General features: G+C 71.8%; 16 protein-coding genes. 8 read left to right on the top strand and 8 right to left on the bottom strand.

Features of this window, described 5'->3' with window-relative positions; genetic code table 11:
- Nucleotides 1-13: 13 nt before the first annotated feature.
- Entirely contained in the window at nt 14-1,039 is a 1,026-nt protein-coding gene (locus VT50_RS19515) for a hypothetical protein (RefSeq protein ID WP_046088917.1), read from the top strand.
- A gap of 65 nt (nt 1,040-1,104) precedes the next feature.
- On the opposite strand, the gene VT50_RS19510 is transcribed toward VT50_RS19515, so the two are convergent.
- Nucleotides 1,105-2,838 (bottom strand): TIGR03767 family metallophosphoesterase, encoded by a 1,734-nt coding sequence (locus VT50_RS19510; RefSeq protein WP_046088916.1) that lies wholly within the window; start codon nt 2,836-2,838, stop codon nt 1,105-1,107.
- A 315-nt stretch (nt 2,839-3,153) separates the two neighbouring features.
- On the opposite strand from VT50_RS19510, the gene VT50_RS19505 reads away from it, so the two are divergent.
- Both VT50_RS19505 and pepN read left to right on the top strand, forming a co-directional pair.
- Complete coding sequence (locus VT50_RS19505) at nt 3,154-4,179, top strand: aspartate-semialdehyde dehydrogenase (RefSeq protein WP_046088915.1); 1,026 nt, start codon at nt 3,154-3,156, stop codon at nt 4,177-4,179.
- 150 nt (nt 4,180-4,329) lie between these two features.
- A complete protein-coding gene (gene pepN, locus VT50_RS19500; protein WP_046088914.1) occupies nt 4,330-6,900 on the top strand; it encodes an aminopeptidase N in 2,571 nt (856 codons plus the stop codon).
- A 227-nt stretch (nt 6,901-7,127) separates the two neighbouring features.
- On the opposite strand, the gene VT50_RS19495 is transcribed toward pepN, so the two are convergent.
- The 5 genes from VT50_RS19495 to VT50_RS19475 all read right to left on the bottom strand — a co-directional run bounded on the left by VT50_RS19495 (nt 7,128) and on the right by VT50_RS19475 (nt 12,995).
- Nucleotides 7,128-8,867, bottom strand: coding sequence for a tetratricopeptide repeat protein (locus VT50_RS19495; protein WP_240529223.1), 1,740 nt, complete (start codon nt 8,865-8,867; stop codon nt 7,128-7,130).
- Nucleotides 8,868-8,888: 21 nt separating this feature from the next.
- Entirely contained in the window at nt 8,889-9,863 is a 975-nt protein-coding gene (locus VT50_RS19490; protein WP_046088913.1) for an acyl-ACP desaturase, read from the bottom strand.
- 214 nt (nt 9,864-10,077) lie between these two features.
- The gene (locus VT50_RS19485) at nt 10,078-10,320 is read right to left on the bottom strand and encodes a hypothetical protein (RefSeq protein ID WP_046088912.1); all 243 of its coding nucleotides are present in this window, start codon (nt 10,318-10,320) and stop codon (nt 10,078-10,080) included.
- Nucleotides 10,321-10,368: 48 nt separating this feature from the next.
- Complete coding sequence (gene malQ / locus VT50_RS19480; protein WP_046088911.1) at nt 10,369-12,705, bottom strand: 4-alpha-glucanotransferase; 2,337 nt, start codon at nt 12,703-12,705, stop codon at nt 10,369-10,371.
- On the bottom strand, nt 12,705-12,995 hold the full coding sequence (locus VT50_RS19475) for a hypothetical protein (protein ID WP_046088910.1): 291 nt from the start codon (nt 12,993-12,995) through the stop codon (nt 12,705-12,707). The genes malQ and VT50_RS19475 overlap by 1 nt, the downstream gene beginning before the upstream one ends.
- 412 nt (nt 12,996-13,407) lie before the next feature.
- Between VT50_RS19475 and VT50_RS19470 the strand changes: the two genes are divergently transcribed.
- On the top strand, nt 13,408-16,395 hold the full coding sequence (locus VT50_RS19470; RefSeq protein ID WP_046088909.1) for a glycoside hydrolase family 84 protein: 2,988 nt from the start codon (nt 13,408-13,410) through the stop codon (nt 16,393-16,395).
- Nucleotides 16,396-16,481: 86 nt separating this feature from the next.
- On the opposite strand, the gene VT50_RS19465 is transcribed toward VT50_RS19470, so the two are convergent.
- Complete coding sequence (locus VT50_RS19465) at nt 16,482-17,018, bottom strand: HNH endonuclease (RefSeq protein WP_046088908.1); 537 nt, start codon at nt 17,016-17,018, stop codon at nt 16,482-16,484.
- Between the two features lie 456 nt (nt 17,019-17,474).
- Between VT50_RS19465 and VT50_RS19460 the strand changes: the two genes are divergently transcribed.
- On the top strand, nt 17,475-18,560 hold the full coding sequence (locus VT50_RS19460) for a mechanosensitive ion channel family protein (RefSeq protein ID WP_046088907.1): 1,086 nt from the start codon (nt 17,475-17,477) through the stop codon (nt 18,558-18,560).
- An 82-nt stretch (nt 18,561-18,642) separates the two neighbouring features.
- Here VT50_RS19460 and VT50_RS19455 read toward each other — a convergent pair whose 3' ends face one another.
- The gene (locus VT50_RS19455) at nt 18,643-20,676 is read right to left on the bottom strand and encodes a S53 family peptidase (RefSeq protein ID WP_240529222.1); all 2,034 of its coding nucleotides are present in this window, start codon (nt 20,674-20,676) and stop codon (nt 18,643-18,645) included.
- Between the two features lie 266 nt (nt 20,677-20,942).
- On the opposite strand from VT50_RS19455, the gene VT50_RS19450 reads away from it, so the two are divergent.
- The 3 genes from VT50_RS19450 to VT50_RS19440 all read left to right on the top strand — a co-directional run bounded on the left by VT50_RS19450 (nt 20,943) and on the right by VT50_RS19440 (nt 24,682).
- Complete coding sequence (locus VT50_RS19450) at nt 20,943-22,178, top strand: ROK family transcriptional regulator (protein WP_078840892.1); 1,236 nt, start codon at nt 20,943-20,945, stop codon at nt 22,176-22,178.
- A gap of 210 nt (nt 22,179-22,388) precedes the next feature.
- Nucleotides 22,389-23,717, top strand: coding sequence for an extracellular solute-binding protein (locus tag VT50_RS19445; protein WP_046088905.1), 1,329 nt, complete (start codon nt 22,389-22,391; stop codon nt 23,715-23,717).
- 11 nt (nt 23,718-23,728) lie between these two features.
- Nucleotides 23,729-24,682: a carbohydrate ABC transporter permease gene (locus VT50_RS19440; RefSeq protein ID WP_046088904.1), complete on the top strand. Its 954-nt coding sequence runs from the start codon at nt 23,729-23,731 to the stop codon at nt 24,680-24,682.
- Nucleotides 24,683-24,889: the final 207 nt, after the last annotated feature.

The following is a 24,889-nucleotide window of genomic DNA, read 5'->3' as shown; positions in this document are numbered from 1 at the left end:
GAATGGCGGGGGCATGAGCCACAACACGCCGCTGTCCCCCCGCCCCCTCCACCACCTCTCGGACGTCCAGCGCCGCGTCCTGACGACGCGTCAGCTGTGCGAGCACGGTGTGACCGCGTCCGTCGCCGCAGAGCGCAGCCGGGCCGGCGGGCCCTGGCAGCAGATCCTGCCGGGCGTCCATCTGCTCCATCCGGGCCCGGCGACCAGCGAGGAGCGGCTGCTGGCCGCGCTGCTGTACACCGCGAGCCGTGGCCAGGGGGCCGACGGGCCGGCGCCGGGCGGCGGCACCCCGGGCGGCGAAGCAATGATCACCGGCCTTGCGGCGCTCGCCCTGCGCCACTTCTCCTCCGCTCCCGCGCTGGCCTCCCTCGACCACATCGATGTGCTGGTGCCGCGCACCCGGCGGCTGCGCGCCACCGGCTTCGTCCGCTTCGTCCGGGCGGGCACCCCGCCCGCTCCCCAGTACCTCGCGGGGGTGCCCACCGCCCCGGTGGCCCGGGCCCTCGCCGACGCCGTCGCCCGGCTCACCGACGCCGTACTGGTCCGCAGACTGCTCACCGAGTCCGTGCGCCACGGCCACTGCGAGGCCGCGACCGTCGTCGCGGAGCTGAACTCGGCCCGGCTGCTGTCCCGGCCGCATGTTGTGGACGCCGTGGACGCGCTGCTCGCGGAGGGCCGGGCGATCGCCGAGGGGCGGCTGTACGACATGGTTCGCGGCCACCATCTGCCCGAGCCGCTGTGGAACGTGGAGCTGCGGCTGCCCGGCGGACCCGCCCTCGGCGGGGTGGACGCCTACTGGCGGGAGCAGGCGGTGGCGGTGGAGATCGACGCCCGGGCGCCGCGTCAGGACGAGGAGGTCTGGCGCGGCGGTTACGGGCGCAAGCGCGAGCACCTGGAGCGGCTTGGGATCACGGTCGTACGGGTGACCCCGAAGAGGCTGCGGGAGGCACCGGAGGAGCAGGCCGCGGTGGTCCGTACCGCCCTGATCGCGGCGGCCGACCGCGACCCGGCCCCGTATCTGGTGGTCCTGCCGCGCTGAAGCGCGGTCCCGCCACGCCGAAGCGCCCGCCGGACGGCTCAGGACTGAAGCGCCCGCCAGGCGGCTCAGGGCTTGCGCAGCAGCAGTTCGGTGTTGCGGTCCGTCGCGTCACCGGCCAGCTCCTGGCTGGCGCCGGGCGCGTTGAAGGACAGCTCGCGGTAGAGGGCCGCGAGCCCGGTCTGGGAGAGGTCGGAGAAGTCCGTGCGGTGCGGCGCGGCCGCCTCGATGAGCGTGGTGAACAGCGAGATCGTGCCGTCGTGGTTGTCCACGACCTCGAACACCCGGGCCAGCTGGGGGAAGTCCACGTGCGAGGCGGTGGTGATCTCCCAGAAGCTGCCGCGCGGGGTGATCTCGTTCTGGTGGCTGTGGCCGTTGATCCAGGCCAGCACCTTGGGGTGGCGCTGGAAGAGGGCGACGACCTCGTCCCCGCCGTGACGGGCCTCGCCCGGGCGGTCCGGGTCGTGGTTCATGTTGTCCAGGCCGCGGCTGTAGTGGTGGCTGAAGACGATCACGTAGTCGTCCTCGTGGGCCTTCAGTGTCCGCTCCAGCCACCGCAGTTGGGCGGTGCCGAGCGAACCGGTGTAGTGGCCGCCCGGGTCGGTGGTGTCCAGGCTGACGCCGATCATGTTCTCGGAGATCCGGAACGAGTAGTAGAGGGTGCCCTGTTCGAGGTTGGCCCTGGTGTAGCCGTGGCCGACCGGGCCGGAGCCGGTGGCGGCCGGGGCGAGGTGCGCGGCCAGGTACTCGGACCAGGTGAAGGGCGCGCGGCGCTCATCGGGGGTGACCGTGCGCATGTCCTTGGCGTGCGCCTCCAGCAGCGCCCTCAGCTGGACGCCCTTGGGGTCGTCCCCCACCCGCGTCCCCTTGAACACCCGCTCCGCCTCGGCCGCCGGAATGCTTTCCAGCTTGCGCCTTCCGGTGGCGAAGTCCGTGGAGTAGCCGTGGCCGAGGGAGTAGACACCGCCCGCCAGATCGTCGTGGTTGCCGATGGTGGAGTACCACGGCAGCCGCAGCCCGGGGCTGTTGACGGTGCGCAGCGCGGCCTCGAGGAAGCCGTCGATGCGCGGGAAACCGGCCTTCTTGTCGGCGTCGCGCAGCGCCTCCTCGGGGTGCCAGTACTCCTTGAGCCCGCTGTTCTGGACGCCCTCGTAGCGGCGCGGATCGCCGGTGTTGGGGGTGATCCGGCCGCCGTTCATGGCGGTCAGGAACCAGTCCAGCTCGATCTTGGCGTTGTTGTCGGTGTTGTCGCCGGTGGTCATGACGAACGACAGCGGCGTCCCGGTGGCGGGTCCGCCGCGCAGCCCGTTGATCCGCTCGATGAGCGAGACGACCCCGGCGATGGTCAGCGCCTCGTGCGGCCGCCATGCCCCGGCGCGCCCGGCGCGCAGATACTCGTAGCGCATCGGGTGCTGGACGTCGGTCAGATGCAGATCCGTGAGCTGGACGAACGAGGCGAGCGCGGTGCGCCGGTCCTCGCGTCCCCCCTTGGCGCCGGTGATCTCGGTGCGGACCTCGCGGGACCAGGCGGGGCCGTCGGCGAGCCGCCGGTAGCCGGTGGCGCCGGCCGCGGCCGAGAACGTCTCCAGCGTCGTACCGGCCGTCGACGGCGCCGCCGGGGCCTGCACCACCCGGCGGCCCACGGCGTGCGCGGTGGCGGGCTGCGAGGCACCGGCCGAGCCGCTGCCGGGGCCGAAGGCGATTCCCAGACCGGCCGTGGCACCGGTGGCGGTGGCGGCGGCGAGGAAGGTGCGACGGTCGAGAGCGGTGGCGGCAGCGGCGGCGGACCGTATGCGGGACATGCGCGATCTCCCCGAGTGGACACGCGGTGGCGGGCGGCCGGAGAAGCCGTCCTCACCTGGGATCGTTGGCATCGGGGATGGCCTGGGAGTGAACGAGGCGGCAACGCGGATCGCCGATCTCCACACGTGGATCTCGGCGGCAGCAAACGGTCATCGCACCCTTGTGAACAGGAATTCTTCCGCTCACTCGGCGTTCATCCGTTCGGGGAACCGCACCCGCCGTGGGATAAATCACGGGACGGTAACGGGCCCGCCTGAGACACTTGCCAGGAGGGTAGGCGCCCCGAACAGGCACAACCAAGGAAAAGGGCTGATATGAGGATTGGAATCGTCGGAGCGACCGGCCAGGTCGGCGGAGTGATGCGCAGGGTGCTCGCCGAGCGTGACTTCCCGGCCGAGCAGCTGCGGCTGTTCGCCTCCGCCCGCTCGGCCGGCCGTACGCTCCCGTGGCGCGGCAGCGAGATCACCGTCGAGGACGCCGCCACGGCCGACTACTCCGGTCTGGACATCGTCCTGTTCTCCGCGGGCGGCGCCACCTCCAGGGCGCTGGCCGGGAAGGTCGCGGCCCAGGGCCCGGTCGTGATCGACAACTCCTCGGCCTGGCGGATGGACCCCGAGGTGCCCCTGGTCGTCGCCGAGGTCAACCCGCACGCCGCGGTGGACCGCCCCAAGGGCATCATCGCCAACCCGAACTGCACCACCATGGCCGCCATGCCGGTGCTGCGCCCGCTGCACACCGAGGCCGGGCTCACCGCCCTGGTCGCCACCACCTACCAGGCCGTCTCCGGCTCCGGTCTCTCCGGCGTGGCCGAGCTCGACGGCCAGGTCCGCAAGACCGCCGACCGCGCGGCCGAGCTGACCCACGACGGCGCGGCGGTGGACTTCCCCGAGCCGGGGGTCTACGCCCGCCCGATCGCGTTCAATGTGCTCCCGATGGCCGGGAAGATCGTCGACGACGGCCGGTTCGAGACCGACGAGGAGCACAAGCTCCGCAACGAGAGCCGCAAGATCCTGGAGATCCCGGAGCTGAAGGTGTCCGGCACCTGTGTCCGGGTCCCGGTCTTCACCGGTCACTCGCTCCAGGTGAACGCCCGCTTCGAGCGTCCGATCAGCGTGGAGCGCGCCTATGAGCTGCTGGCCGCGGCCCCGGGCGTGGCGCTCTCGGAGATCCCGACCCCGCTCCAGGCGGCGGGCCAGGACCCCAGCTATGTGGGCCGGATCCGGGTGGACGAGACGGTCGAGCACGGTCTCGCGCTGTTCCTCTCCAACGACAACCTGCGCAAGGGCGCGGCGCTGAACGCGGTGCAGATCGCCGAGCTGGTGGCGGCCGACCTGACCTGACGCCCACGGACGCGCCCGAAGGGGGAGCGGCCCGGCGGCCGCTCCCCCGGTCGGACAAACCGGTCTACCGGCACTGTCCGTCCGACGTGCGAGGATGGCCATCCGCCTGACGCATGGCGTACCGCACATGACGAACGGGAGTTAGCCGACGTGCCTGGCACCAACCTCACAAGGGAGGAAGCGCAGCAGCGGGCGCGCCTCCTCACGGTGGACGCGTACGAGATCGAACTGGACCTGAGCGGCGCCCAGGAGGGCGGTACCTACCGCTCCGTGACCACGGTGCGCTTCGACGCCGCCGAGTCGGGCGCGGAGTCGTTCATCGACCTGGTGGCGCCCGCGGTGCACGAGGTGGTGCTGAACGGCGACGCGCTCGACCCGGACGAGGTCTTCAAGGACTCGCGGATCGCCCTCCCCGGCCTGCTGGCCGGACGCAATGAGCTCCGGGTGGTCGCCGCTTGCGCGTACACCAACACCGGTGAGGGGCTGCATCGCTTTGTCGACCCGGTCGACCAGCAGGCGTACCTCTACACCCAGTTCGAGGTGCCCGACGCCCGCCGGGTGTTCGCCACCTTCGAGCAGCCCGACCTGAAGGGCACCTTCCAGTTCACCGTGACGGCGCCCGAGGGCTGGACGGTGATCTCGAACTCGCCGACGCCGGAGCCGAAGGACAACGTCTGGCGGTTCGAGCCGACCCCGCGCATCTCCTCGTACATCACCGCGCTGATCGTCGGCCCGTACCACAGCGTGCACAGCTCCTACGAGAAGGACGGCCGCTCGGTGCCGCTGGGCATCTACTGCCGTCCCTCGCTCGCGGAGTACCTGGACTCGGACGCGATCTTCGCGGTGACGCGGCAGGGCTTCGCGTGGTTCGAGGAGAAGTTCGACTACGCCTACCCGTTCGCCAAGTACGACCAGCTGTTCGTGCCGGAGTTCAACGCGGGCGCGATGGAGAACGCGGGCGCGGTGACCATCCGCGACCAGTACGTCTTCCGCTCCAAGGTCACCGACGCGGCGTACGAGGCGCGTGCCGAGACCATCCTCCACGAGCTGGCCCATATGTGGTTCGGCGACCTGGTCACCATGGAGTGGTGGAACGACCTGTGGCTGAACGAGTCGTTCGCCACCTACACCTCGGTCGCCTGCCAGGCCCACGCACCGGGCAGCAGGTGGCCGCACTCGTGGACCAGCTTCGCCAACTCCATGAAGACCTGGGCGTACCGGCAGGACCAGCTGCCGTCCACCCACCCGATCATGGCCGAGATCAACGACCTGGACGACGTCCTGGTCAACTTTGACGGGATCACCTACGCCAAGGGCGCCTCGGTGCTCAAGCAGCTGGTCGCGTACGTCGGGATGGATGAGTTCTTCCGTGGCGTCCAGGCGTACTTCAAGCGCCACGCCTTCCAGAACACCCGGCTGTCGGATCTGCTCGGCGCGCTGGAGGAGACCAGCGGGCGCGATCTGAAGACCTGGTCGAAGCAGTGGCTGGAGACGGCGGGCATCAATGTGCTGCGGCCGGAGATCGAGACGGACGCGAGCGGCACGGTGACCTCCTTCGCGGTGCGGCAGGAGGCCCCGGCGCTCCCGCAGGGCGCCAAGGGGGAGCCGACGTTGCGTCCGCACCGCATCGCCATCGGGCTCTACGACCTGAACCCGACCGGCAAGCTGATCCGCTCCGAGCGCATCGAGCTGGACGTGGACGGCGAGCTGACCGAGGTGCCGCAGCTGACCGGCGCCAAGCGCTCCGCGGTGATCCTGCTCAACGACGACGACCTCACCTACGCGAAGGTCCGGCTGGACCCGGACTCGCTGGCCGTGGTCACCGAGCACCTCGGCGACTTCGAGGAGTCGCTGCCGCGCGCGCTGTCCTGGGCCTCGGCCTGGGACATGGTCCGCGACGGCGAGCTGGCCACCCGCGACTATCTGGCGCTGGTGCTCTCGGGCATCGCCAAGGAGTCGGACATCGGCGTCGTCCAGTCGCTGCACCGCCAGCTGAAGCTGGCCCTCGACCTGTACGCCGCGCCGGACTGGCGCGAGACGGGCCTGGCCCGGTGGACCGGGGCCACGCTGGACCATCTGCGGGCGGCGGCGCCCGGCAGCGACCACCAGCTGGCCTGGGCGCGTGCCTTCATCGCGAGCGCCCGCACCGACGCCCAGCTGGACCTGGTCTCCGGACTGCTCGAGGGCACCGAGGCGATCGAGGGCCTGACCATCGACACCGAGCTGCGCTGGGCGCTGCTGGAGCGGCTGGCCGCCACGGGGCGGGCCGACGAGGCCGCCATCGCGGCGGAGCTGGAGCGCGACAAGACCTCCGCGGGCGAGCGCCACGCCGCGACGGCGCGGGCCGCGCGGCCGACGCCACAGGCCAAGGCGGAGGCGTGGGCGTCGGTCGTGGAGAGCGACAAACTGCCGAACGCGGTGCAGGAGGCGGTGATCGGGGGCTTCGTCCAGACCGATCAGCGGGAGCTGCTCGCGCCGTACGCGGAGAAGTACTTCGCGGTGGCGAAGGACGTCTGGAACAGCCGCAGCCATGAGATGGCGCAGCAGATCGTGGTGGGGCTCTACCCGGCGCTGCAGGTCTCGCCGGAGACCCTGGACGCCACGGACGCGTGGCTCGCGTCCGCCGAGCCGAGCGCCGCGCTGCGGCGTCTGGTGACGGAGTCGCGGGCGGGCGTCGAGCGGGCGCTACGGGCGCAGTCCGCTGACGCGCACGCGAACTGACCGGGCGCGCGGCGCAGTGCGGGGCTAAGCCCCGCACTGCGCCGACCCGGTTCTGGTCGTGGGCAACGCGTTCCGCGGAGGGGGCACCCCCCGAGCGATGCCTCAGCCAGGGACTAGCTGGCCGCCGGGTCGGCCCGTCCCTGGTCAACGTTTCGTTGCCGGGTACCGGTCGGCGGCCGGTTTGTGCCCACCCGTTCCGCCCTGCGGAACGATTGCCCACAAGCCGGTTACCCAGGGTCTCGTAAGGCTGCGCGGGCCGCCTCTTCGGTACGGCCCAGCCCCCGCAGGGCTCTCGCCAGCCAGTACGGCGCCTCCTCGTGCTCCCCCTCACACGCCACCCTCAACAACGGCTCCGCCTCCGCACACGCCCCCCGCCGCACCATGCTCCGCCCCGCCAGAAAAGCGGGCGGCACAAGACCGCTGCGCGCGGCGCGCACGTACCACCGCTCGGCGTGCTGCGGATCCCCGCCGTACTCCTCCGACGTCCAGCCCAGCCACCACGCGGCGCGCCCATGCCCCAGGTCGGCCGCCCGGCGGAACCAGATCTGGGCGGTGCGCCGGTCCCCGGCCTCGTCATGGATCCGACCGATGTCATACGCCGCACCGGCGTCGCCCTCCGCCGCCGCGGGCTCGTAGTACGGCACCATCCGCACCCCCCTGGCGCCGCCCGCTTCGTACAGCATCCGCCCGAGGGCGAGCAGGGCGCGCGGAGTGCCCGCCTCGCGGTACCACTCGGCGGCCTCGGGGAGCCGGTACAGCCGGTCCAGCGCGTCGGCGTACGCGAACCAGGCGTCCGGGCCGCCCTCCTCGGCGCGGGCCCGCAGCCCGGGCAGCCGCTCCTCCCACTCGGCGGGCGGCATCCGCTCGGGGTCGGCCCGGATCGCGGCGATGTCCCGCAGCGCCGCGACGACCCGCTCCTCGCCCCCGCCGAACGGGTTCGGGCCACTCCCCTCGTCGACCCCGCCGACATCGTCGGCCCCGTCGGCCCCGTCGGCTCCCGCGGCCCGCAGCCACCGCTCCGCCTCCGCAAGCCGCCGCTGCCGCATGCACAGCACCCCGAGGTTGAAACGGGCCCACAGATGGCCGCCGTCCGCCGCGTCGGCCGTGCGGTACCACTCCTCGGCGGTGCGGAGCTCGCCGTTCTCCTCCGCCCAGACACCGAGGACGTACGCCGCGCCGTCGTAGCCCCGCTCGTGGGCGCGTTCCACGAGGGCGCGGGCCTCGGCCCAGCGGCTGTCGTCGCGGGCGATGAAGAGGGCCTGGTCCACCAGCGCCTTGACGCCGCCGACCGCGGCCGCCCGTGCGTACAGCGCCTCGGCCTCCGCGACCATCCCGGGGTAGCGCTCGAACATCGCCTTGCGCTCCGGGCCGAGCAGTTCGCGCAGCGCCTCGTACGCCTCCTCGGGGTCGCCGTCGGCCTCCGCGCGGGCGAGGTCCGCGCGCCACCGGTCCAGGTCCCTCAGCAAGCCCTGGATGGCCCGGCGGCTGTGGGTGGCGACGTCATCGCCCTCGGCGGACGCCTCGGCCAGCCGCTCCAGGGCGGTGTCCCAGGCGCCGCGGGCGGCCAGCAGCACGGCGCCGTTGGTCTTGCACTCGACGCTGCCGAGCGCGGCGCCGTGCTCGTACCACCGCTCGGCACCGGCCGTGTCACCCGCCTCGTGCAGCAGCCGGGCCAGACCGAACGCACAGCCGCCGTCGCGATCGGCGGCCGTGCGGTACCACCGCTCGGCCTCGGCGAACTCGCCGCGGTCCTTGTGGCAGATCGCGAGCGCGCGCGAGGCGTCCGCGTCCCCGGCGTCGGCGGCCCTGGCCCACCACGGCAGGGCCTCGTCCAAGCGGCCCCGGCCGGTGAGGAGTTCGGCGTAGGCCCGGTACGCACCCGGCTTCCCGATCGCCGCCGCGGCCCTCAGCCGGGCCGCCTCCGCTTCCGGATCCACCGCCGCGTCTTGCGATGAATGTTCGACCATCACCCGATGGTGCCAGAGTGATCACGCCCGTTCGGCACGGGCCCTGCGACGGGCCAGCAGCGCCTGGCGCCGCTCGTCGAACTTGGCGGCCTGATCGTCCAATCCGCCCATGTAGAGCCCCAGTTCCTCCTGCGCCTTGAGCCCTTCGGGGCCGAGTCCGCCGATCTCCAGGACCTTCAGGAAGCGCAGCACCGGCTGGAGGACGTCGTCGTGGTGGATGCGCAGGTTGTAGATGCCGCCGATGGCGATCTGGGCGGCGGCGCGCTCGAAGCCGGGCATCCCGTGGCCCGGCATGCGGAAGTTGACCACCACGTCGCGGACGGCGCACATGGTCTGGTCGGGGGCCAGCTCGAACGCCTTCCCGAGCAGGTTCCGATAGAAGATCATGTGCAGGTTCTCATCGGTGGCGATGCGCGCCAGCATCCGGTCGCAGACCGGATCGCCGGAGTGGTGGCCGGTATTGCGGTGCGAGATGCGGGTGGCCAGCTCCTGGAAGGCGACGTACGCCACGGTGTGCAGCATGCTGTGCTGGTTGTCCGATTCGAAGCCCTCGGACATGTGCGCCATGCGGAACCGCTCCAGCTCCACCGGGTCGACGGCGCGGCTGGTCAGCAGGTAGTCGCGCATCACGATGCCGTGGCGCCCCTCCTCCGCGGTCCAGCGGTGCACCCAGGTGCCCCAGGCGCCGTCCCGGCCGAAGAGGGTCGCGATCTCGTGGTGGTAGCTGGGGAGGTTGTCCTCGGTGAGGAGGTTGACCACAAGCGCTATCCGGCCGACCGCGCTGACCTTGGACTGGTCGGGCGCCCATGCCTCACCGCCCATGATCCCGTCGAAGTTCCGGCCGTCGCTCCAGGGGACGTACTCGTGCGGCATCCACTCCTTGGCGACCTTCAGATGCCGGTTGAGCTCGGTCTCGACGACCTCTTCGAGTGCGTACAGGAGCTGGGTGTCGCTCCAGACGGCCTGACCGTGGCGGTGGGAAGGGGCGAGTGTCACGGTGGTGGCTCCAGGGGACGGGGGCGACGGGCTATACCTACGGCCCCGTAGGTTACGGCACCGTAGGTTAAAGCGAAAATAAACGGGCCGCGGCGTGTGGATGGCCCCCGGTGAACTCGGCGTGGCGCGCTTCCACTCGGCGGCAGACAAAAGCGCCCCGGCCGGATGGCCGGGGCGCTCCGCAGCGGCGTGCGCGCTTCGTCGATCGATCGCGTCAGTCGGTCTGCTTACGGGGCTTCCTGTCCCCCGCCATCACCAGACCAGCGATCACCAGGAACAGGATGATCGGAGCAGCGACGTAGAGGCCCAGTGTCTCGGCGACACTGAGGCCCGGACCCGGGTCGTCACCGTCGTCGCGGGTGAGCGCGAACGCGGGGGACGACATCAGCAGCATCGCCGTCGTCGCGGCGATGACAGCACCGGCGCGCACGGCGTTCTTTTTGACCTTGTTGCTCACGGACTCAAGTTATCCGACGCCCCACGGCGCCGCGTGCCCGGGGTGTCCTCAACCCCGCCCCGGCGGGTGTCCGGGGTCCCCGGAGGGACCACGCGCGAGCCGGGCCACTTCCTCCATCAGCGCGCGCAGCCGGGGCGAGGCGACCAGCTCCTCCAGGGACATCGGGCGCCCCTCGGCGTCGGCGATCGGCAGCCGCCAGTTGGGATACTGATCCCAGGTGCCCGGCAGATTCTGCGGTCTGCGGTCCCCCACCGCGTCCGGCAGCCAGACCCCCACCATCCTCGCCGGGGTGCGCAGCAGGAAGCGGTGGACCGCCTTGACCGCCGCCTCCTCGTCGCCCGGCCCCTCCGGCAGCAGCCCGAGCCGTCCCAGCAGCCCCAGCCACTCGGCGACCTCGACCGCGTCCGCGGCGCGCTCCTCCTCGAGCGGGCGGCTCAGCAGGCCGAGCCGGTGGCGGAGCTCGACGTGGTCGCCGGTGAGCCGGGCGGCCGTGCTCGGCAGGTCATGGGTCGTCACGGTGGCCAGGCAGTCCGCCCGCCACTCCGCCGGGGACAGTGGCCGCGCGGCGCCCGCCCGGTTGTAGTTCCGCTCGAACCACATCACCGAGGTGCCCAGCACCCCCCGCCGCTCCAGCTCCTCCCGCACACCGGGCTCGACCGTCCCCAGGTCCTCCCCTATGACGACCGCCCCGGCCCGGTGCGCCTCCAGGGCGAGCGCGCCGAGCATCGCCTCCGCGTCGTAGCGGACGTAGCAGCCCTCGGTCGGCTCCCGCCCCTCCGGCACCCACCACAGCCGGAAGAGGCCCATCACATGGTCGATGCGGAGCGCGCCCGCGTGCCGCAGGAGACCGCTCAGCAGATCGCGGTAGGGGGCGTAGCCGGTGGCCGCGAGGGCGTCCGGGCGCCACGGCGGGAGGCCCCAGTCCTGGCCCCGTGAGTTGAAGGCGTCCGGGGGCGCGCCGATGGACATGCCGGAGGCGAAGACGTCCTGGAGCGCCCAGGCGTCGGCGCCCGAGGGATGGACCCCGACCGCCAGATCGTGTACGAGGCCGATGCCCATGCCCGCCTCGCGCGCCGCGCGCTGGGCGGCGGCCAGCTGGGTGTCGGTGAGCCAGGCCAGCCAGCAGTGGAAGTCGGTGCGGTCCAGGTGCTCGGCCCGCGCGCGGGCGGTGCCCGCCGAGCGCGGATCGGCCAGTCCAGCGGGCCAGGCGCGCCATTCGGGGCCGTGGGTCTCGGCGAGCGCGCACCACAGGGCGTGGTCCTCCAGGGCCTGACCGCGCTCGGCGAGGAAGTCACAGTAGGCGGCGCGGCGGCCGGGGCTGAGCGGGACCGTCCGCACCAGCTCCAGCGCCTCGCGCTTGAGGGCCCAGACGGCGTCGCGGTCGATGAGGGCGCCCTCGCGCAGGACGGCCGTACGGAGGGCGGCGGCGGCCTCCAGCAGCCGATCGGCCCGCTCCCTGGCGGGGCCGCGCAGCTGGGCGTATTCGGGCACGTCCTCGATGCGCAGATGGACCGGATCGGGGAAGCGCCGCGAGGAGGGGCGGTACGGCGAGGGGTCGGTGGGCGCGGCCGGGGTGCCTGGCACGGCGGCGTGCAGCGGGTTGATCTGGACGAAGCCCGCGCCGAGCGCCCGCCCCGACCAGGCGGCCAGCTCGGCCAGGTCGCCGAGGTCGCCCATGCCCCAGGAGCGTGCGGAGAGCAGCGAGTAGAGCTGCACCAGGAAGCCGTGGCTGCGGGCCGGGTACAGCGGCATCCGGTCGGGGGCCACGATGAGGGGGGCGGTGGCGCGGCGGCCGTCGGGGGCCTCGGCGAGCAGGGTGTGGGCGCCGGGCGGCAGCGCGGCGAGCGCGGTAAGGAGGCCATCGGCGGTGGCGTCCTCCGTAAGGACGCCATCCGCAAGGATCGCGGCTGTGAGAGGGCTCTTCGTCGGGGCGCCACTGGCAAGGGCGCCTTTCGCGTAGGCGCCTGCCGTAAGGGCGCCCTTCGCGTGGGTGTCCGCCGTAAGGGCGCCGTCTTCGCGGGCGCCCCTCGTGGAGGGGCCTTCGCCCCATAAGTCCCGGGCGGCCGCTAAGCCCCGGCCGCCCGCCCGCCCCCGCGCATGCGGTGCACCGTCCTCGGGGCGCACCCGCAGCGCCGTGCCCTCGGGCAGGCTCAGACGGGGCGCCTTGCCGGGGCGCACCACCACACAGGGGGGCAGCAGCCGGTCGCGCCGCCGGCCGTCGTGCCGGTCCAGCGCTTCGCGTACGGATCGGGGGGTCGAGGCGTCCACGCCGAGCGCGGCGAGCACGGCGACGACCGTGTCCTCGGGCACCTGGACGGTGCGGCCCGGGGCGGGCTCGTAGGAGGTGGAGACACCGTGCAGCTCGGCGAGCCGCGCTCTGCCCATCAGTACTCCATCGGCTCGCAGCCCGCGCCCGCGCCGGTCAGAACGGCGGTCGGCTCACTCGTCAGGGGAGGTTCGGTGGCGAGCGGCGGCTCGCTGGTCAGGGGGATGGTGTCGGAGAGGGGAGGCTCACTGGTGAGGGGCGCCTCGGTGGCGCTTCCGGACCCGAAGCCGTCCAGGCCGCACAGTCCGCAGTCGGGGTCGGAGACCCCGGCGAAGGGGTCCGGTTCGCTGGACGCCTCGGGGCCGGGTTTGGACAGGGCCGAAAGCAGGAGTTGAGCTGACGCGGCCACACGGACCTCCGTGGGGTTGTCGGCAGTGGGTCATCCCGAGCCCTACCCACTCCGGACGGACGCAGACGTAAACTCACCCCGTACGTGCTGTAGGTCACATCCCCTCTGGACGGCGATTTCACGGCGTGAAGGGTTCGGGGGCACAGAGTTTACGAACAGGACCGCCCTTCATCCGTCAGACTTGCGCCGGGCGTGCCGCGCCCGGCACGGGCCGCACGAGCCCTGCGCCAGGCGCCCTCGGCGCGGCGCACGCGGCAATGCCGACACTTCGGCCTTCTGCGTTGACACCCTCACCGGCCTGATGGTGGGCTCACGCCTATCGGCGCCATATCTACGGGGACCGGCTATCTGGATCGAGGAGAGGCCCGTGCAGTTCGGGGGGAAGAGGCCGAGGACGGCGGGCGCGACGGCCATGGCCGCCGCGGTCGTCGGGGGCCTGCTCGGCGGTGCCCCGGCGGCCACCGCATTACCAGTGGACCACGGCGCCCCGGGCGCCGCCACACCGGAGCGCGACGGCAGCGAGGGCACACCGCCGGTATGGCCGCGCCCCCAGTCGCTGCGGGCGCGGGGGCCGGAGGTGGCCCTGGGGGACGAGGCCACGCTCATAGCCGACGGCGACGCCGATCCGTACGCCCTGGACGCGCTGCGCGGCCTGCTGCACGACGCGGGGGTGCGCACCGTCAACGAGGCCACGCCCGGCGGCCGGGCCCCGGCCCGCGGGCTGGTGGTGCACGCCGGCGGTAAGGGCGCGACGAACGCGCTGCGCGCCCTGCGCGCGCCCGAGCGCGGCGACCTCCCCTCGGGCGGCTATCTCCTGGCCACGGGCCCGGTGGACGGGCACCCCACGGCCGCGCTGTCCGGTGTCGGCCCGGACGGTCTCTTCAACGCCGTCCAGACCCTGCGCCAGCTGCTGGTGAAGCGGGAGGGCCGGGGCTCCGCCTTCACCGGGGTGACCGTCCGCGACTGGCCCGCGACGGCCGTAAGGGGAACGACTGAGGGGTTCTACGGCTCCCCGTGGTCGCACCGCGACCGGCTGGCCCAGCTCGACTTCATGGGCCGCACCAAGCAGAACCGCTATCTCTACGCGCCCGGCGACGACACCTACCGGCAGGCCCGCTGGCGCGACCCCTACCCCGCCGAGCGGCGCGAGGAGTTCCGCGAGCTGGCCACCCGCGCCCGGGCCAACCATGTGACCCTCGGCTGGGCGGTCTCCCCCGGCCAGGAGATGTGCTTCTCGTCCGCCAAGGACCTCAGGGCGCTGCTGCGAAAGGTCGACGCCATGTGGGCGCTCGGGGTGCGCTCCTTCCAGCTCCAGTTCCAGGACGTCAGCTACAGCGAGTGGCACTGCGACGCCGACGCCGATGAGTTCGGCTCGGGGCCGGAGGCCGCCGCCACCGCGCAGGCCAAGGTGGCGGGCGCCCTCGCCCGCCACCTGGCCGACCGCTACCCCGGCTCGGCCCCGCTGTCCCTGATGCCCACCGAGTACTACCAGGACGGCGACACCGAGTTCCGCCGCGCGCTGGCCGGGGCGCTCGACCAGCGTGTGGAGGTCGCCTGGACCGGTGTGGGGGTGGTGCCCAGGACCATCACCGGCGGTGAGCTGGCCGGTGCCCGGTCGGCGTTCGGCCACCGCCTGGTCACCATGGACAACTACCCGGTCAACGACTGGGCGCAGGACCGGATCTTCCTCGGCCCGTACACCGGCCGCGACCCGGCGGTGGCCACCCGGTCCGCGGCGCTGCTGGCCAACGCCATGGAGCAGCCGACCGCCTCCCGGATCCCGCTGTTCACCGCCGCCGACTTCGCCTGGAACCCGCGCGGCTACCGCCCCCAGGAGTCCTGGCACGCGGCCATCGACGACCTCGCCGGGCCCGACGCCAAGACCCGCGCCGCCCTGCGCGCCCTCGCCGGAAACGACGCCTCCTCGGTGCTCGGCGGCGATGAGTCCGCGTATCTGCGCCCACTCATCGACGCGTTCTGGACGGCCCTGGGCGGTACGGACGTGGAGCGGCTTGAGCGCGCGTCCGGCCGGCTGCGTGAGGCCTTCGCGACGATGCGTGACGCCCCCGAGCGGCTTTCCCGCACGCTGGGCGACGATGTGCGGCCCTGGCTGGACCAGCTGAGCCGGTACGGCGACGCCGGGGTGCGGGCCGTGGACATGCTCACCGCCCAGGCGCGCGGCGACGGGGCGGCGGCCTGGAAGGAGCAGCTCGCGGTGGAGGCGCTGCGGGAGAGGATCGGGGACAGCCGGGTCACGGTCGGCAAGGGCGTTCTCGACCCCTTCCTCGCCAAGGCCCTGGTCCGGGCGGACGCCTGGTCGGGCGTGGACCGGACCCCGAAGCTGGGGCTGCGGACCGGCGAGGAGGACCGCGCGGCGGCCGACGGCAAGGCGGCCACCGAGGTGTCCTCGCCCGGCCGCCCGGTCACCGTGCGCTTCGGCCGCAGCCGTCCGCTCTCCTCGGTCTCCGCGCTCACCGCCCGGGTCCAGGACGCCGCGCCCGGCACCGTCGAGGCGCATGTCCCCGGCGAGGGCTGGCGCCGCATCGGCGCGCTTTCGGGCAGCGGCTTCACCCAGGTCAGGGCGGCGGAGGGGGACGAGGACCTGTCGGCGGACGGGATCCGGCTCAGCTGGCCGGAGGGCACCACCCCGCCTGCCGTGCACGAGATCACGCCCTGGTTCGGCGACACCCCGGACGCCGGGCTCACGCTGTCCCATCAGGCGGCGGACGCACAGATAGGCGGGGACACCGCCGTGGTCGAGGCCCAGCTGGTCTCCCACCGACCCGGCGATGTGAACGGCGACCTTGCGGTGGACGCGCCGCCCGGCATCACCGTCCGCGCCCCCGCCGGGGTGACGGCCCCGCGCGGCGGTACGGCGACCGCCCGGCTGGAGATTTCGGTGGCCAAGGGCACCAAGCCGGGCAGCTACTCGCTCCCGGTCCGCTTCGGGTCCGAGGAGCGCACGCTGACCGTAAGGGCGCTTCCACGTCCCAGCGGCCCGGACCTGGCCCGTGCGGAGGGCACGAAGGCGACCTCGTCCGGCGAGGAGACCGCCGAGTTCCCGGCGTCCGCCGCGATCGACGGTAAGGCGGACACCCGCTGGTCCTCCCGGCCCGAGGACGGCGCCTGGCTCCAGCTGGAGCTGGCCCACCCGGCCCGGATCGGCCGCCTGGAGCTGAACTGGCAGGACGCGTACGCGTCCCGCTACCGCGTCCAGGTCTCCGCGGACGGCCGCACCTGGCGGAACGCGGCGACGGTGGCCCATGGGAAGGGCGGCCGGGAGTCGATCGGCATGGACGCCCCGGACACGCGGTTCATCCGCGTCCAGGGCGTCAAGCGCGCCACCCGCTTCGGCTACTCCCTCTGGTCGGTCGCCGCCTACGCGACCAAGGACGAGTAGGTTCCGACGGCGCCTTCCAGCGGTGGCTGAGGGAGGCCGAAGCGCCCCGGAGGCGAACCCAGCCAAAAAAATAAGCTAGCCCGGTCTCAGGCAGATTTGCCGTCGATCCGGGCCATGGCGTCTTCCGCGCCGTATGCCTGCAAGTATGGCATCCAGCGCGGGTCCCTATGGCCCGTGCCGATGATCCGCCACGCGAGCCCCGACGGCGGCGCGGGTTGGTGGCGCAGCCGCCAGCCGATCTCGGCGACATGGCGGTCCGCCTTGACGTGATTGCAGCGACGGCACGCGGCGACCACGTTCTCCCAGGTGTGCTGCCCGCCGCGGCTGCGCGGGATGACGTGATCGACGCTGGTTGCGACGCCACCGCAGTAGGCGCACCTGCCGCCGTCGCGGGCGAACAGGGCGCGGCGGGTGAGCGGGACGGGGCCGCGAAAGGGCACCCGCACAAAGCGCTTCAGCCGGACGACGCTGGGTGCGGGGATCGCGCGGGTCGCGCTGTGCATCAGGGCGCCTGAGTCCTCGAGGCTGACGGCCTTGTCATTGAGGACGAGTACGAGCGCGCGGCGGAGCGGTACGACGCCGAGGGGCTCGTACGACGCGTTGAGGACCAGGACATGCGGCACGGGGGCCTCCTTGTACGCCGGCGGCGCGTGGCTCGCGCCGGGACGATCTCCCCCAGTTTCCCCTGAACCCTGGCCGGAACGCCACTATCACCGGGTTAACGGTTGAGAGGCATTTCCACGTACCGCACGTATACCCTCCGTACGCGCCCTGGACACCGGCCGCTTGACCACCGCCCTGCATGCCTTCCTGCGCCCTTGCGCACGAGGTGTGCGGGGAGCGGGGAGACCACCGCGAAGTGGCAAGAATCACGGCCCGGCTCCGACCCGGTGCCACCGCACCGCCCCGGCCGGGGCAGAAGGTGGAATTGCCGCCTCCGGACCCGCTCATACGCGCCCCCTGACCGCGCTCGCGCGCTCTCGAACACAGGAACGGCGCGTCTCGCGCCCGGCTACTGTGTGAGAGGTTGCGCGCGGGGGCGCTCCGTGCGGGCATGTCGTATACGAAGGGTTTCTGCTGTGTTCTGGTCCGCTGCGCTGGCCGCTGACTCGACGCCTCGTCCCAAGACTCTCGACGATGCGCAGAGGAGCGCCACGAACGCCGCGGGCTGGGTGGAGGAGAACTGGTCCACCTGGCTCGGCATCGGGCTGCGCATAGCCCTGATCCTGGTCATCGCCTTCGTGCTCCGGTCCGTCGTCCGGCGGGCGATCACCAAGCTGATAGAGCGCATGAACCGCACGGCCCAGGCCGTCGACGGCACCGCGCTCGGCGGGCTGCTGGTCAACGTCGAGCGGCGGCGGCAGCGGTCCGCGGCGATCGGCTCGGTGCTGCGCTCCGTGGCCTCGTTCCTGATCATGGGCACCGCGGGGCTGATGATCCTCTCCGCGCTGGAGATCAATCTGGCGCCGCTGCTCGCCAGCGCCGGGGTCGCGGGGGTGGCGATCGGTTTCGGCGCCCGCAATCTGGTCACCGACTTCCTCTCCGGTGTCTTCATGATCCTCGAGGACCAGTACGGGGTCGGCGACACGGTCGACGCTGGGGTGGCCTCCGGCGAGGTGATCGAGGTCGGCTTGCGCGTCACCAAGCTGCGCGGGGACAACGGCGAGATCTGGTACGTGCGCAACGGCGAGGTCAAGCGGATCGGCAACCTCAGCCAGGGCTGGGCGACGGCCGCGCTCGATGTCCAGGTCCGGGCCGAGGAGGATCTGGACCAGGTCCGGGCCGTGATCACGCAGGTCGGTGTGGACATGGCCAAGGAGGAGCCGTGGAACGAGCGGCTGTGGGAGCCGATCGAGGTCCTGGGCCTCGACGCGGTCTATCTGGACTCGATGATCGTCCGGGTGTCGGCGCGGACCATGCCCGGCAAGGCGGTCGGCGTCGAGCGGGAGCTGCGCTGGCGGATCAAGAAGGCGCTGAACGAGGCGGGCATCCAGCTCGTCGGCCGCCCCCTGGACCCGGAGCTCCAGACCGAGGCCATCGACCCGAGCGAGACCACGGCGGCGCCGTCGGCGCTGGCCAACCCGGAGTCGCCGCAGGCGATGGCGGCCAGCCCGATCGCTCCCGGCTCCCCCTCCGCGACGGTGCCACCGCCCACGACGAAGTGAGCGCGGCGGACATGACGGGGCTCCCGTCCCGGGACCGGAACGGGAGCCCCGTGCAAACCGTAAGGAGCTCAGCCCCGGCCGCTCAGCGGCGGTGGTGGGCGCCGAACGAGGTGAGGTAGCCAGCCGCGGGCGTGCCCACACCGGTCACGTCGTCATAGCCCACGACCGCGTGGAGCGAGCTGTCCCGGCCCAGGCTGCGCAGCGAGGTCACCAGCCCGTCGGCGTCGTCATGGCTGTTGACGTAGTCGACCCGGACCACGCCCAGCGAGACACCGGCGCCCAGCGGGTGGTCGGTCACATCGTGGTACGAGGCGGTGCCGTACCGGTCGTACAGCGACGGGTTGGCAAAGCCGATCGGCTGGCCGCCGCGCGCCTGCTGGGCGAGCGCCTGGACACCGGCGATCACGGGCGCGGCCAGCGAGGTGCCGCCGATGCGGTACTCGCCGTACTGGAGGGAGCCGTCCGGGAAGGTCTGCGTCTGCCCCACCAGGAAGCCGGTGTTGGGGTCGGCCACGGCCGCGATGTCCGGGGTCACCCGCTGCTTGGCCGTGCCGCCGCCTGCCAGGGCGAGCGCGTCCGGGACCACGCCACGCTGGTAGAAGGGCTGGGCGACGGTCTTGCTGGTGCCGCCTCCGGCGCCGGAGGTGTACTCACCGGGCAGCGCGTCCCAGTTGGTGCCGTCGGCCGAGAGGTTGGCCTTGGTGGTGCCCCAGCCGGTCTCCCACTGGTACTTCTCACCCTTGCCGACGGCCAGGGAGGTGCCGCCGACCGCCGTCACCCACGCCGAGTTGGCCGGGGTGTCGACCTGCTTGGTGCCGGTGGCCGCCACATTGTCGCCGTTGTCACCGGAGGAGAAGTAGAAGCCGATGCCCTCGACCGCGCCCTGCTGGAAGACCTGGTCGTAGGCGGCGGCCACGTCCGGCGTCTCGTTGGCCTCCACATCGCCCCAGGAGTTGGAGACGATGTCGGCCAGCCGGTTGTCGACGACCTTGGCGAGCGAGTCGAGCAGATCGTCGTCGGTGCAGGAGGCTCCGCCGACGTAGACGATGTCGGCCGCGGGCGCCACCGCGTGCACCGCCTCGACGTCAAGGGTCTCCTCGCCGTACCAGCCGCTCGCGTCGCACTCCTCGGTGTACCGGTAGTCGGCCGGCAGCACCTGCGTCAACTGGCCCTTGTGGTAGCCCGGGTCGCCATTGCGCTTGGCGTACTGGGCGGCGTCCGCGGCGATGGTGGGCGAGGCGAAGGCGTCGGTGATGGCCACGGTGACGCCCTTACCGGTGTTGCGGCTCTTGGCGCCGTAGGCGGCGCGCAGCTGCTTCCCGGTGTACCCCTTGATCGCGTACGGCTGCTTGGCGCCGTAGGCCGAGGGCAGGCTCCGGTCGGTCCGGGAGCCGTAATGGGCGGAGAACGGCCCGGCGTTCTTGAAGACCGGTCCGGGGGGCGGGAGGGTTTCGTCGTGCTTGGCCCGCTTGGGCGCGTTGTCCAGGCCGACGACGGTCAGCACGGCGCCGTGGAGCGAGGCGGGCACGGTGGCCGCGTTCGACGGCGCCCGGTAGACCTCGCCGTCCTTGGTGTAGTTGTGCAGCTGGGTGCCGAACGCCCGCTCAGCGGCAGAGACGTCACCGGTGACGGACAGATAGTGCTGGTTGCCGCCGGTGACAGCGAGCCCGGCGCCCTTCAGCCAGGCGCTCACGGCGTCCTTCTGCTGCCGTGTCGGTCCGAAACGTGCCTGGGTCTGCCGGGCCGACAGGTGCTTGCCGTAGTCCGGGGAGGAGGGGTCGGACACGGCCTTGGCGTAGTCGGCCAGCCCCTTGGCGTCCCGGCCGGCCAGATAGACCCGCGCGGTGACCTTACTGCCGTCATTGGTCGCGCCGCGGTCCGAACGCGCCGTCGCCCAGGCGGGCTTGGTGCCGTTCAGGGCGTCACGGCCGTGTGCTGTGGAGTCGGCCTGGGCCGTGGGTATGCCGAGCGCCAGCGCACCGGCCACCAACGGCAGCGCCGCCGCCAGCCCCAGGGCCGTGCGTTGTCTGGAACGGGTCGTGCGCTCGTGCTTTCTGGAACGGGTCGCGTGCCTCTTCTTTCTGGAATGGGTCGTGTTCTCTCCGGAACGGGTCATGCGCTCCCGGGAATTAATAGATCTCACCTAGCCCCCTCGCGATTCGAGTCGTCGCCTGACAGTGGGGGCCGACGATCACAGCCACCCCACCGGAGGCCACTCTTACGGTGACTTGTCCATGCCAGGCACATGGTTGATCCATCTCTTCGCCAAGAACCCGCCAAGGAAAGCCCGCCCATGACCCATTGACGCCGCCCCGGTCCGCCCCCTAGCTTGCTATTCATCAATAGGAAACTTTCTTAACAGAGTGAGACGGGGGCACCACCATGGCCGCATCACCCGGCAGCAATACGCAGGGCGGCACACCCGGGACCCCCCGCGTCCTCCGCGCCATGAACGACCGCGCCGCGCTGGAGCTGCTGGCCGCCCACGGACCGCTCACCCGGACCCGGCTCGGGGAGCTGACCGGGCTGTCCAAGCCCACCGCCTCCCAGCTGCTGACCCGTCTGGAGTCCGTCGGCCTGGTCCGCACCACCGGGAACGTCACCGGACGGCCGGGGCCCAACGCGCAGCTGTACGAGATCGATCCGGCCGCCGCCCATGTGGTCGCGCTCGCCGTGGACCAGGAGGGCATCACCGCCGCGATCGCCGACATCACCGGCCAGGTGGTCGGTGAACACCGGATGACGGCCCCGGCGACCGACGCCAGCGTGACCAACCGGACCGGGGAGCTGGTCGCCGAGGCGGTGGACGGGGCACTGGCCGCCGCCGGGCTCGGCCGGGACGATCTGCACTCCACCGTGATCGGCACCCCCGGCGCGCTCGACCCGCGCACCGGGACGCTGCGCTACGCCCCGCATCTGCCCGGCTGGCAGTCCCGCACCCTGCGGGACGACCTGGCCGCGGTGCTGAACACGCCGATCGTCATCGAGAACGACGTCAACCTCGCCGCCATCGCCGAACAGCACCACGGCACCGCCCAGGACTTCGACGACTTCGCGCTGGTCTGGGCCGACGAGGGGGTCGGCGCGGCCATCGTGCTCCACGGCACCCTGCTGCGGGGTGCCACCGGAGGGGCCGGGGAGATCGGCTATATGCCGCTGCCTGGCGCCCCGCTGGCCCGGGGCGGACCGGACGCCGCCGCCCGGCCGGACGGGGGCGGGGGGTTCCAGAAGCTGGTCGGCTCGCCCGCCGTCGTGGAGCTCGCCCGTGAGCACGGGATCGACGCGCCCACAGCCACCAAGGCGCTCGCCGCCGCGCTGCGCGCCCCCGGCCCGGGTGACGAGGTGCTGACCGAGCTGGCCCGGCGGCTGGCCACCGGGCTGGCCTCCGTCGTCGCCGTGGTCGACCCGGAGCTGGTCGTCCTTTCGGGTGAGGTCGCACAGGCCGGTGGGGAGCGGCTGCGGCAGCTGGTCGAGGCCGAGATGACCGGCCTCGCGCTGCCCCGCCCGCAGTTGCGGATCAGTGAGATCGAAGGGGATCCGATTCTCATCGGCGCGCTGTGGACGGCGGTCGCCAGTGCCCGCCAGACCGTTTTCGACACCGCCCGGTTCGACGCCTGAGTCACCGGGCCCAACTCGACCACCCCGCAGGGCCCTTTTCCCTTTCCCTCCCCTCTGTCCGCCCCCATCCCCCGACCCGTCTCCTCTCTGTCCGTTCTCCCCTTTGCCCGTTGTCCCCTTTATCCGTTCTCCCCTTTGTCCGTTGTCCGGCGCCCCGCACCGCCGCTTCCCCTGCCGTCCCCCTCGTACCGCAGTAAAGGAAGTCTCCCCATGGCACGAAAACTGGCCGCGCTCGCCTCGGCGCTGAGCGCCGCCGCGCTCATTCTGACCGGCTGCGCCAATCCCAGTACCGGCAGCGCCGAGGACGATCCGACCAAACCCGTCACGCTGAAGTTCTGGCACGGCTGGTCGGAGGAGGGCGAGGTCAAGGCGATCGATGCCAGCATCGCCCGGTTCGAGAAGCTCCACCCCAATATCAAGGTGAAGGCCACCGGGAATGTCTCCGACGCCACCCTGAACCAGGCGCTGCGGGCGGGCGGCGACGACGCCCCCGATGTCGCCTCCTCCTTCACCACCAACAATGTGGGGCAGTACTGCTCCTCCGGGATGTGGGTGGACCTCGATCCGTTCTTGAAGAAGACCGGGCCGGACAAGGCCAAGGTCTTCCCGAAGACGCTGCTGGACTATACGAGCTATCAGGGCCAACAGTGCGCCCTCCCGCTGCTCGCCGACGCGTACGGTATGTACTACAACAAGGACGCCTTCGCCGAGGCGGGCATCAAGCGGCCGCCCCGCACCATGTCGGAACTGAAGCGCGACGCCGTCAAGCTGACCAAGCGCACCAAGAGCGGCGGCTATGAGCGGGTGGGCTTCATGCCCAATTTCCGGCTCTACCAGAACAGCCCGGACCGGTTCCTCGCCCAGTGGGGCCCCACCTACTTCGGCAAGGACGGCAAGGCGCGGCTGGCGAAGGACAAGGTGCTCAAGGACTTCTACGCCACCACCGGGGAGCTGATGCGGAGCCAGGGCGGCTATGGCCCGCTGGAGACGTTCCGCACCTCCTTCGGCGATGAGATGTCGTCCCAGAACGCCTTTCGCACCGGAAAGCTCGCGATGCACATGGACGGCGAATGGCGCGGGCTCTTTATGAAGGGCGCGAAGTTCGCATGGGACACCGCGCCGCTGCCCGTGCCCGACGACCGGCCCGAGACCTATGGCCGGGGCTATCTCACCGGCACGGTCATCGGCATCGCGCACAGCAGCACCCATCAGAACGCCGCATGGGAGCTGGTGAAGTTCCTGACCACCAACACCGATCAGGTGGTCTCCTTCGCCAACGCCATTCACAATGTGCCGTCCACCAAGGCGGCGCTCACCTCCCCGAAACTGGATACGGATCCCACCTTCCGGGCCTTCCTCGATATCGCGCAGAACCGCTACAGCACCGCCCTGCCGCCCTCGATCAACGGTGGTCAGTACGTCGTCTCGCTGCAGGACTTCTCCTACGGCGTCGAGGCGGGCAAGGAGCACGATCTGGACGCGGGGCTACGAGAACTCGATGACGAGATAGACGCCGACAATCTCCAGGCACAGAACTGACGGAGTGCTCCATGGCCACCTCGACGAACGCCCCCGCCCTGCGCCGTAAGGCACGGCGCGAGCGGCTGCGCACCCTCGGTTTTCTCTCCCCCTGGCTGGTCGGCTTCACCGTCTTCTTCGGCTATCCGCTGATCGCCACCGTCTACTTCTCCTTTATGCACTACAACCAGATCAAGGCCCCGACCTTTGTGGGGCTGCGCAACTGGCGTTATGTGCTCGAGCAGATGCCGCTGTTCGGACCTGCGCTGTGGAACACCCTCTGGCTGGTCGTGGTCATGGTGGCGCTGCGGGTCGTCTTCGGCCTGGGCATCGGACTGCTGGTCACCAAGGTGAAGTCCGGGGTGGGATTCTTCCGCACCGCCTTCTATCTGCCGTATCTCGCCCCTCCGGTGGCGGCCACCGTCGCCTTCGTCTTTCTGCTCAATCCCGGAACCGGCCCGGTGAACGACATTCTCGGCAGCATCGGGATCCACGCCCCGAACTGGTTCAACGACCCGGCCTGGGCCAAGCCGTCCCTCGTACTGCTCTCCCTGTGGGGCATCGGGGATCTCATGGTCATCTTCATGGCGGCCCTCCTGGACGTCCCCAAGGAGCAGTACGAGGCGGCGGACCTGGACGGCGCCGGGGCGTTCCACAAGTTCCGCTATGTGACCTGGCCGTCGATCACCCCGATCGTGATGTTCGCGGTCGTGACGGGTGTCGTCCAGACCATGCAGTACTACACCCAGGCGCTGGTCGCCGGAAAGCTCGCCTCCGGGGTCAGCCTCGGGCCCGGCACGGTCATCCAGCCCGGCTATCCCGACCATTCCACGCTCACCGTGCCGCAGCTCGTCTATTCGCTCGGCTTCCAGAACTTCAACACCGGAGCCGCCTGTGTGCTCTCACTCGTGCTGTTCGCGATCGCGATGGCCGTGACAACGCTGCTGATGCGCAGGCGTGCCGGACTGCTGTCGGCCGATGACTGAACCGAGGACGCCGATGACTGAGCCAAAGACGCCAATGACCGAGCCGCGTACACCGAGGACCGAGCCGCGTACACGGATGACCGAGCCGAGGACCGAGAGAACCGAGAGGACCGATTCGCCATGACCGCCACTACCGCCCTCTCGGCGCCGTCCGCGTCCGCGCGCCCCGCCCCCGGCCGCTCCCCCGCCCCCGCCGCCCGCCGCCGC

This window comes from Streptomyces antioxidans (genome assembly GCF_000968685.2).
GTDB lineage: Bacteria > Actinomycetota > Actinomycetes > Streptomycetales > Streptomycetaceae > Streptomyces > Streptomyces antioxidans.
This window is presented reverse-complemented; position numbering and strand designations above follow the sequence as displayed.

Bases quoted from the DNA above. Each gene is read 5' to 3' on its own strand.
- VT50_RS19495 (WP_240529223.1), bottom strand. From the start codon at position 8,867: ATGGTCGAACATTCATCGCAAGACGCGGCGGTGGATCCGGAAGCGGAG.
- malQ (WP_046088911.1), bottom strand. From the start codon at position 12,705: ATGGGCAGAGCGCGGCTCGCCGAGCTGCACGGTGTCTCCACCTCCTAC.
- VT50_RS19510 (WP_046088916.1), bottom strand. From the start codon at position 2,838: ATGTCCCGCATACGGTCCGCCGCCGCTGCCGCCACCGCTCTCGACCGT.
- VT50_RS19505 (WP_046088915.1), top strand. From the start codon at position 3,154: ATGAGGATTGGAATCGTCGGAGCGACCGGCCAGGTCGGCGGAGTGATG.
- VT50_RS19515 (WP_046088917.1), top strand. From the start codon at position 14: ATGAGCCACAACACGCCGCTGTCCCCCCGCCCCCTCCACCACCTCTCG.
- VT50_RS19450 (WP_078840892.1), top strand. From the start codon at position 20,943: ATGGCCGCATCACCCGGCAGCAATACGCAGGGCGGCACACCCGGGACC.
- VT50_RS19445 (WP_046088905.1), top strand. From the start codon at position 22,389: ATGGCACGAAAACTGGCCGCGCTCGCCTCGGCGCTGAGCGCCGCCGCG.
- VT50_RS19470 (WP_046088909.1), top strand. From the start codon at position 13,408: ATGGCCGCCGCGGTCGTCGGGGGCCTGCTCGGCGGTGCCCCGGCGGCC.
- VT50_RS19440 (WP_046088904.1), top strand. From the start codon at position 23,729: ATGGCCACCTCGACGAACGCCCCCGCCCTGCGCCGTAAGGCACGGCGC.
- VT50_RS19455 (WP_240529222.1), bottom strand. From the start codon at position 20,676: ATGACCCGTTCCGGAGAGAACACGACCCATTCCAGAAAGAAGAGGCAC.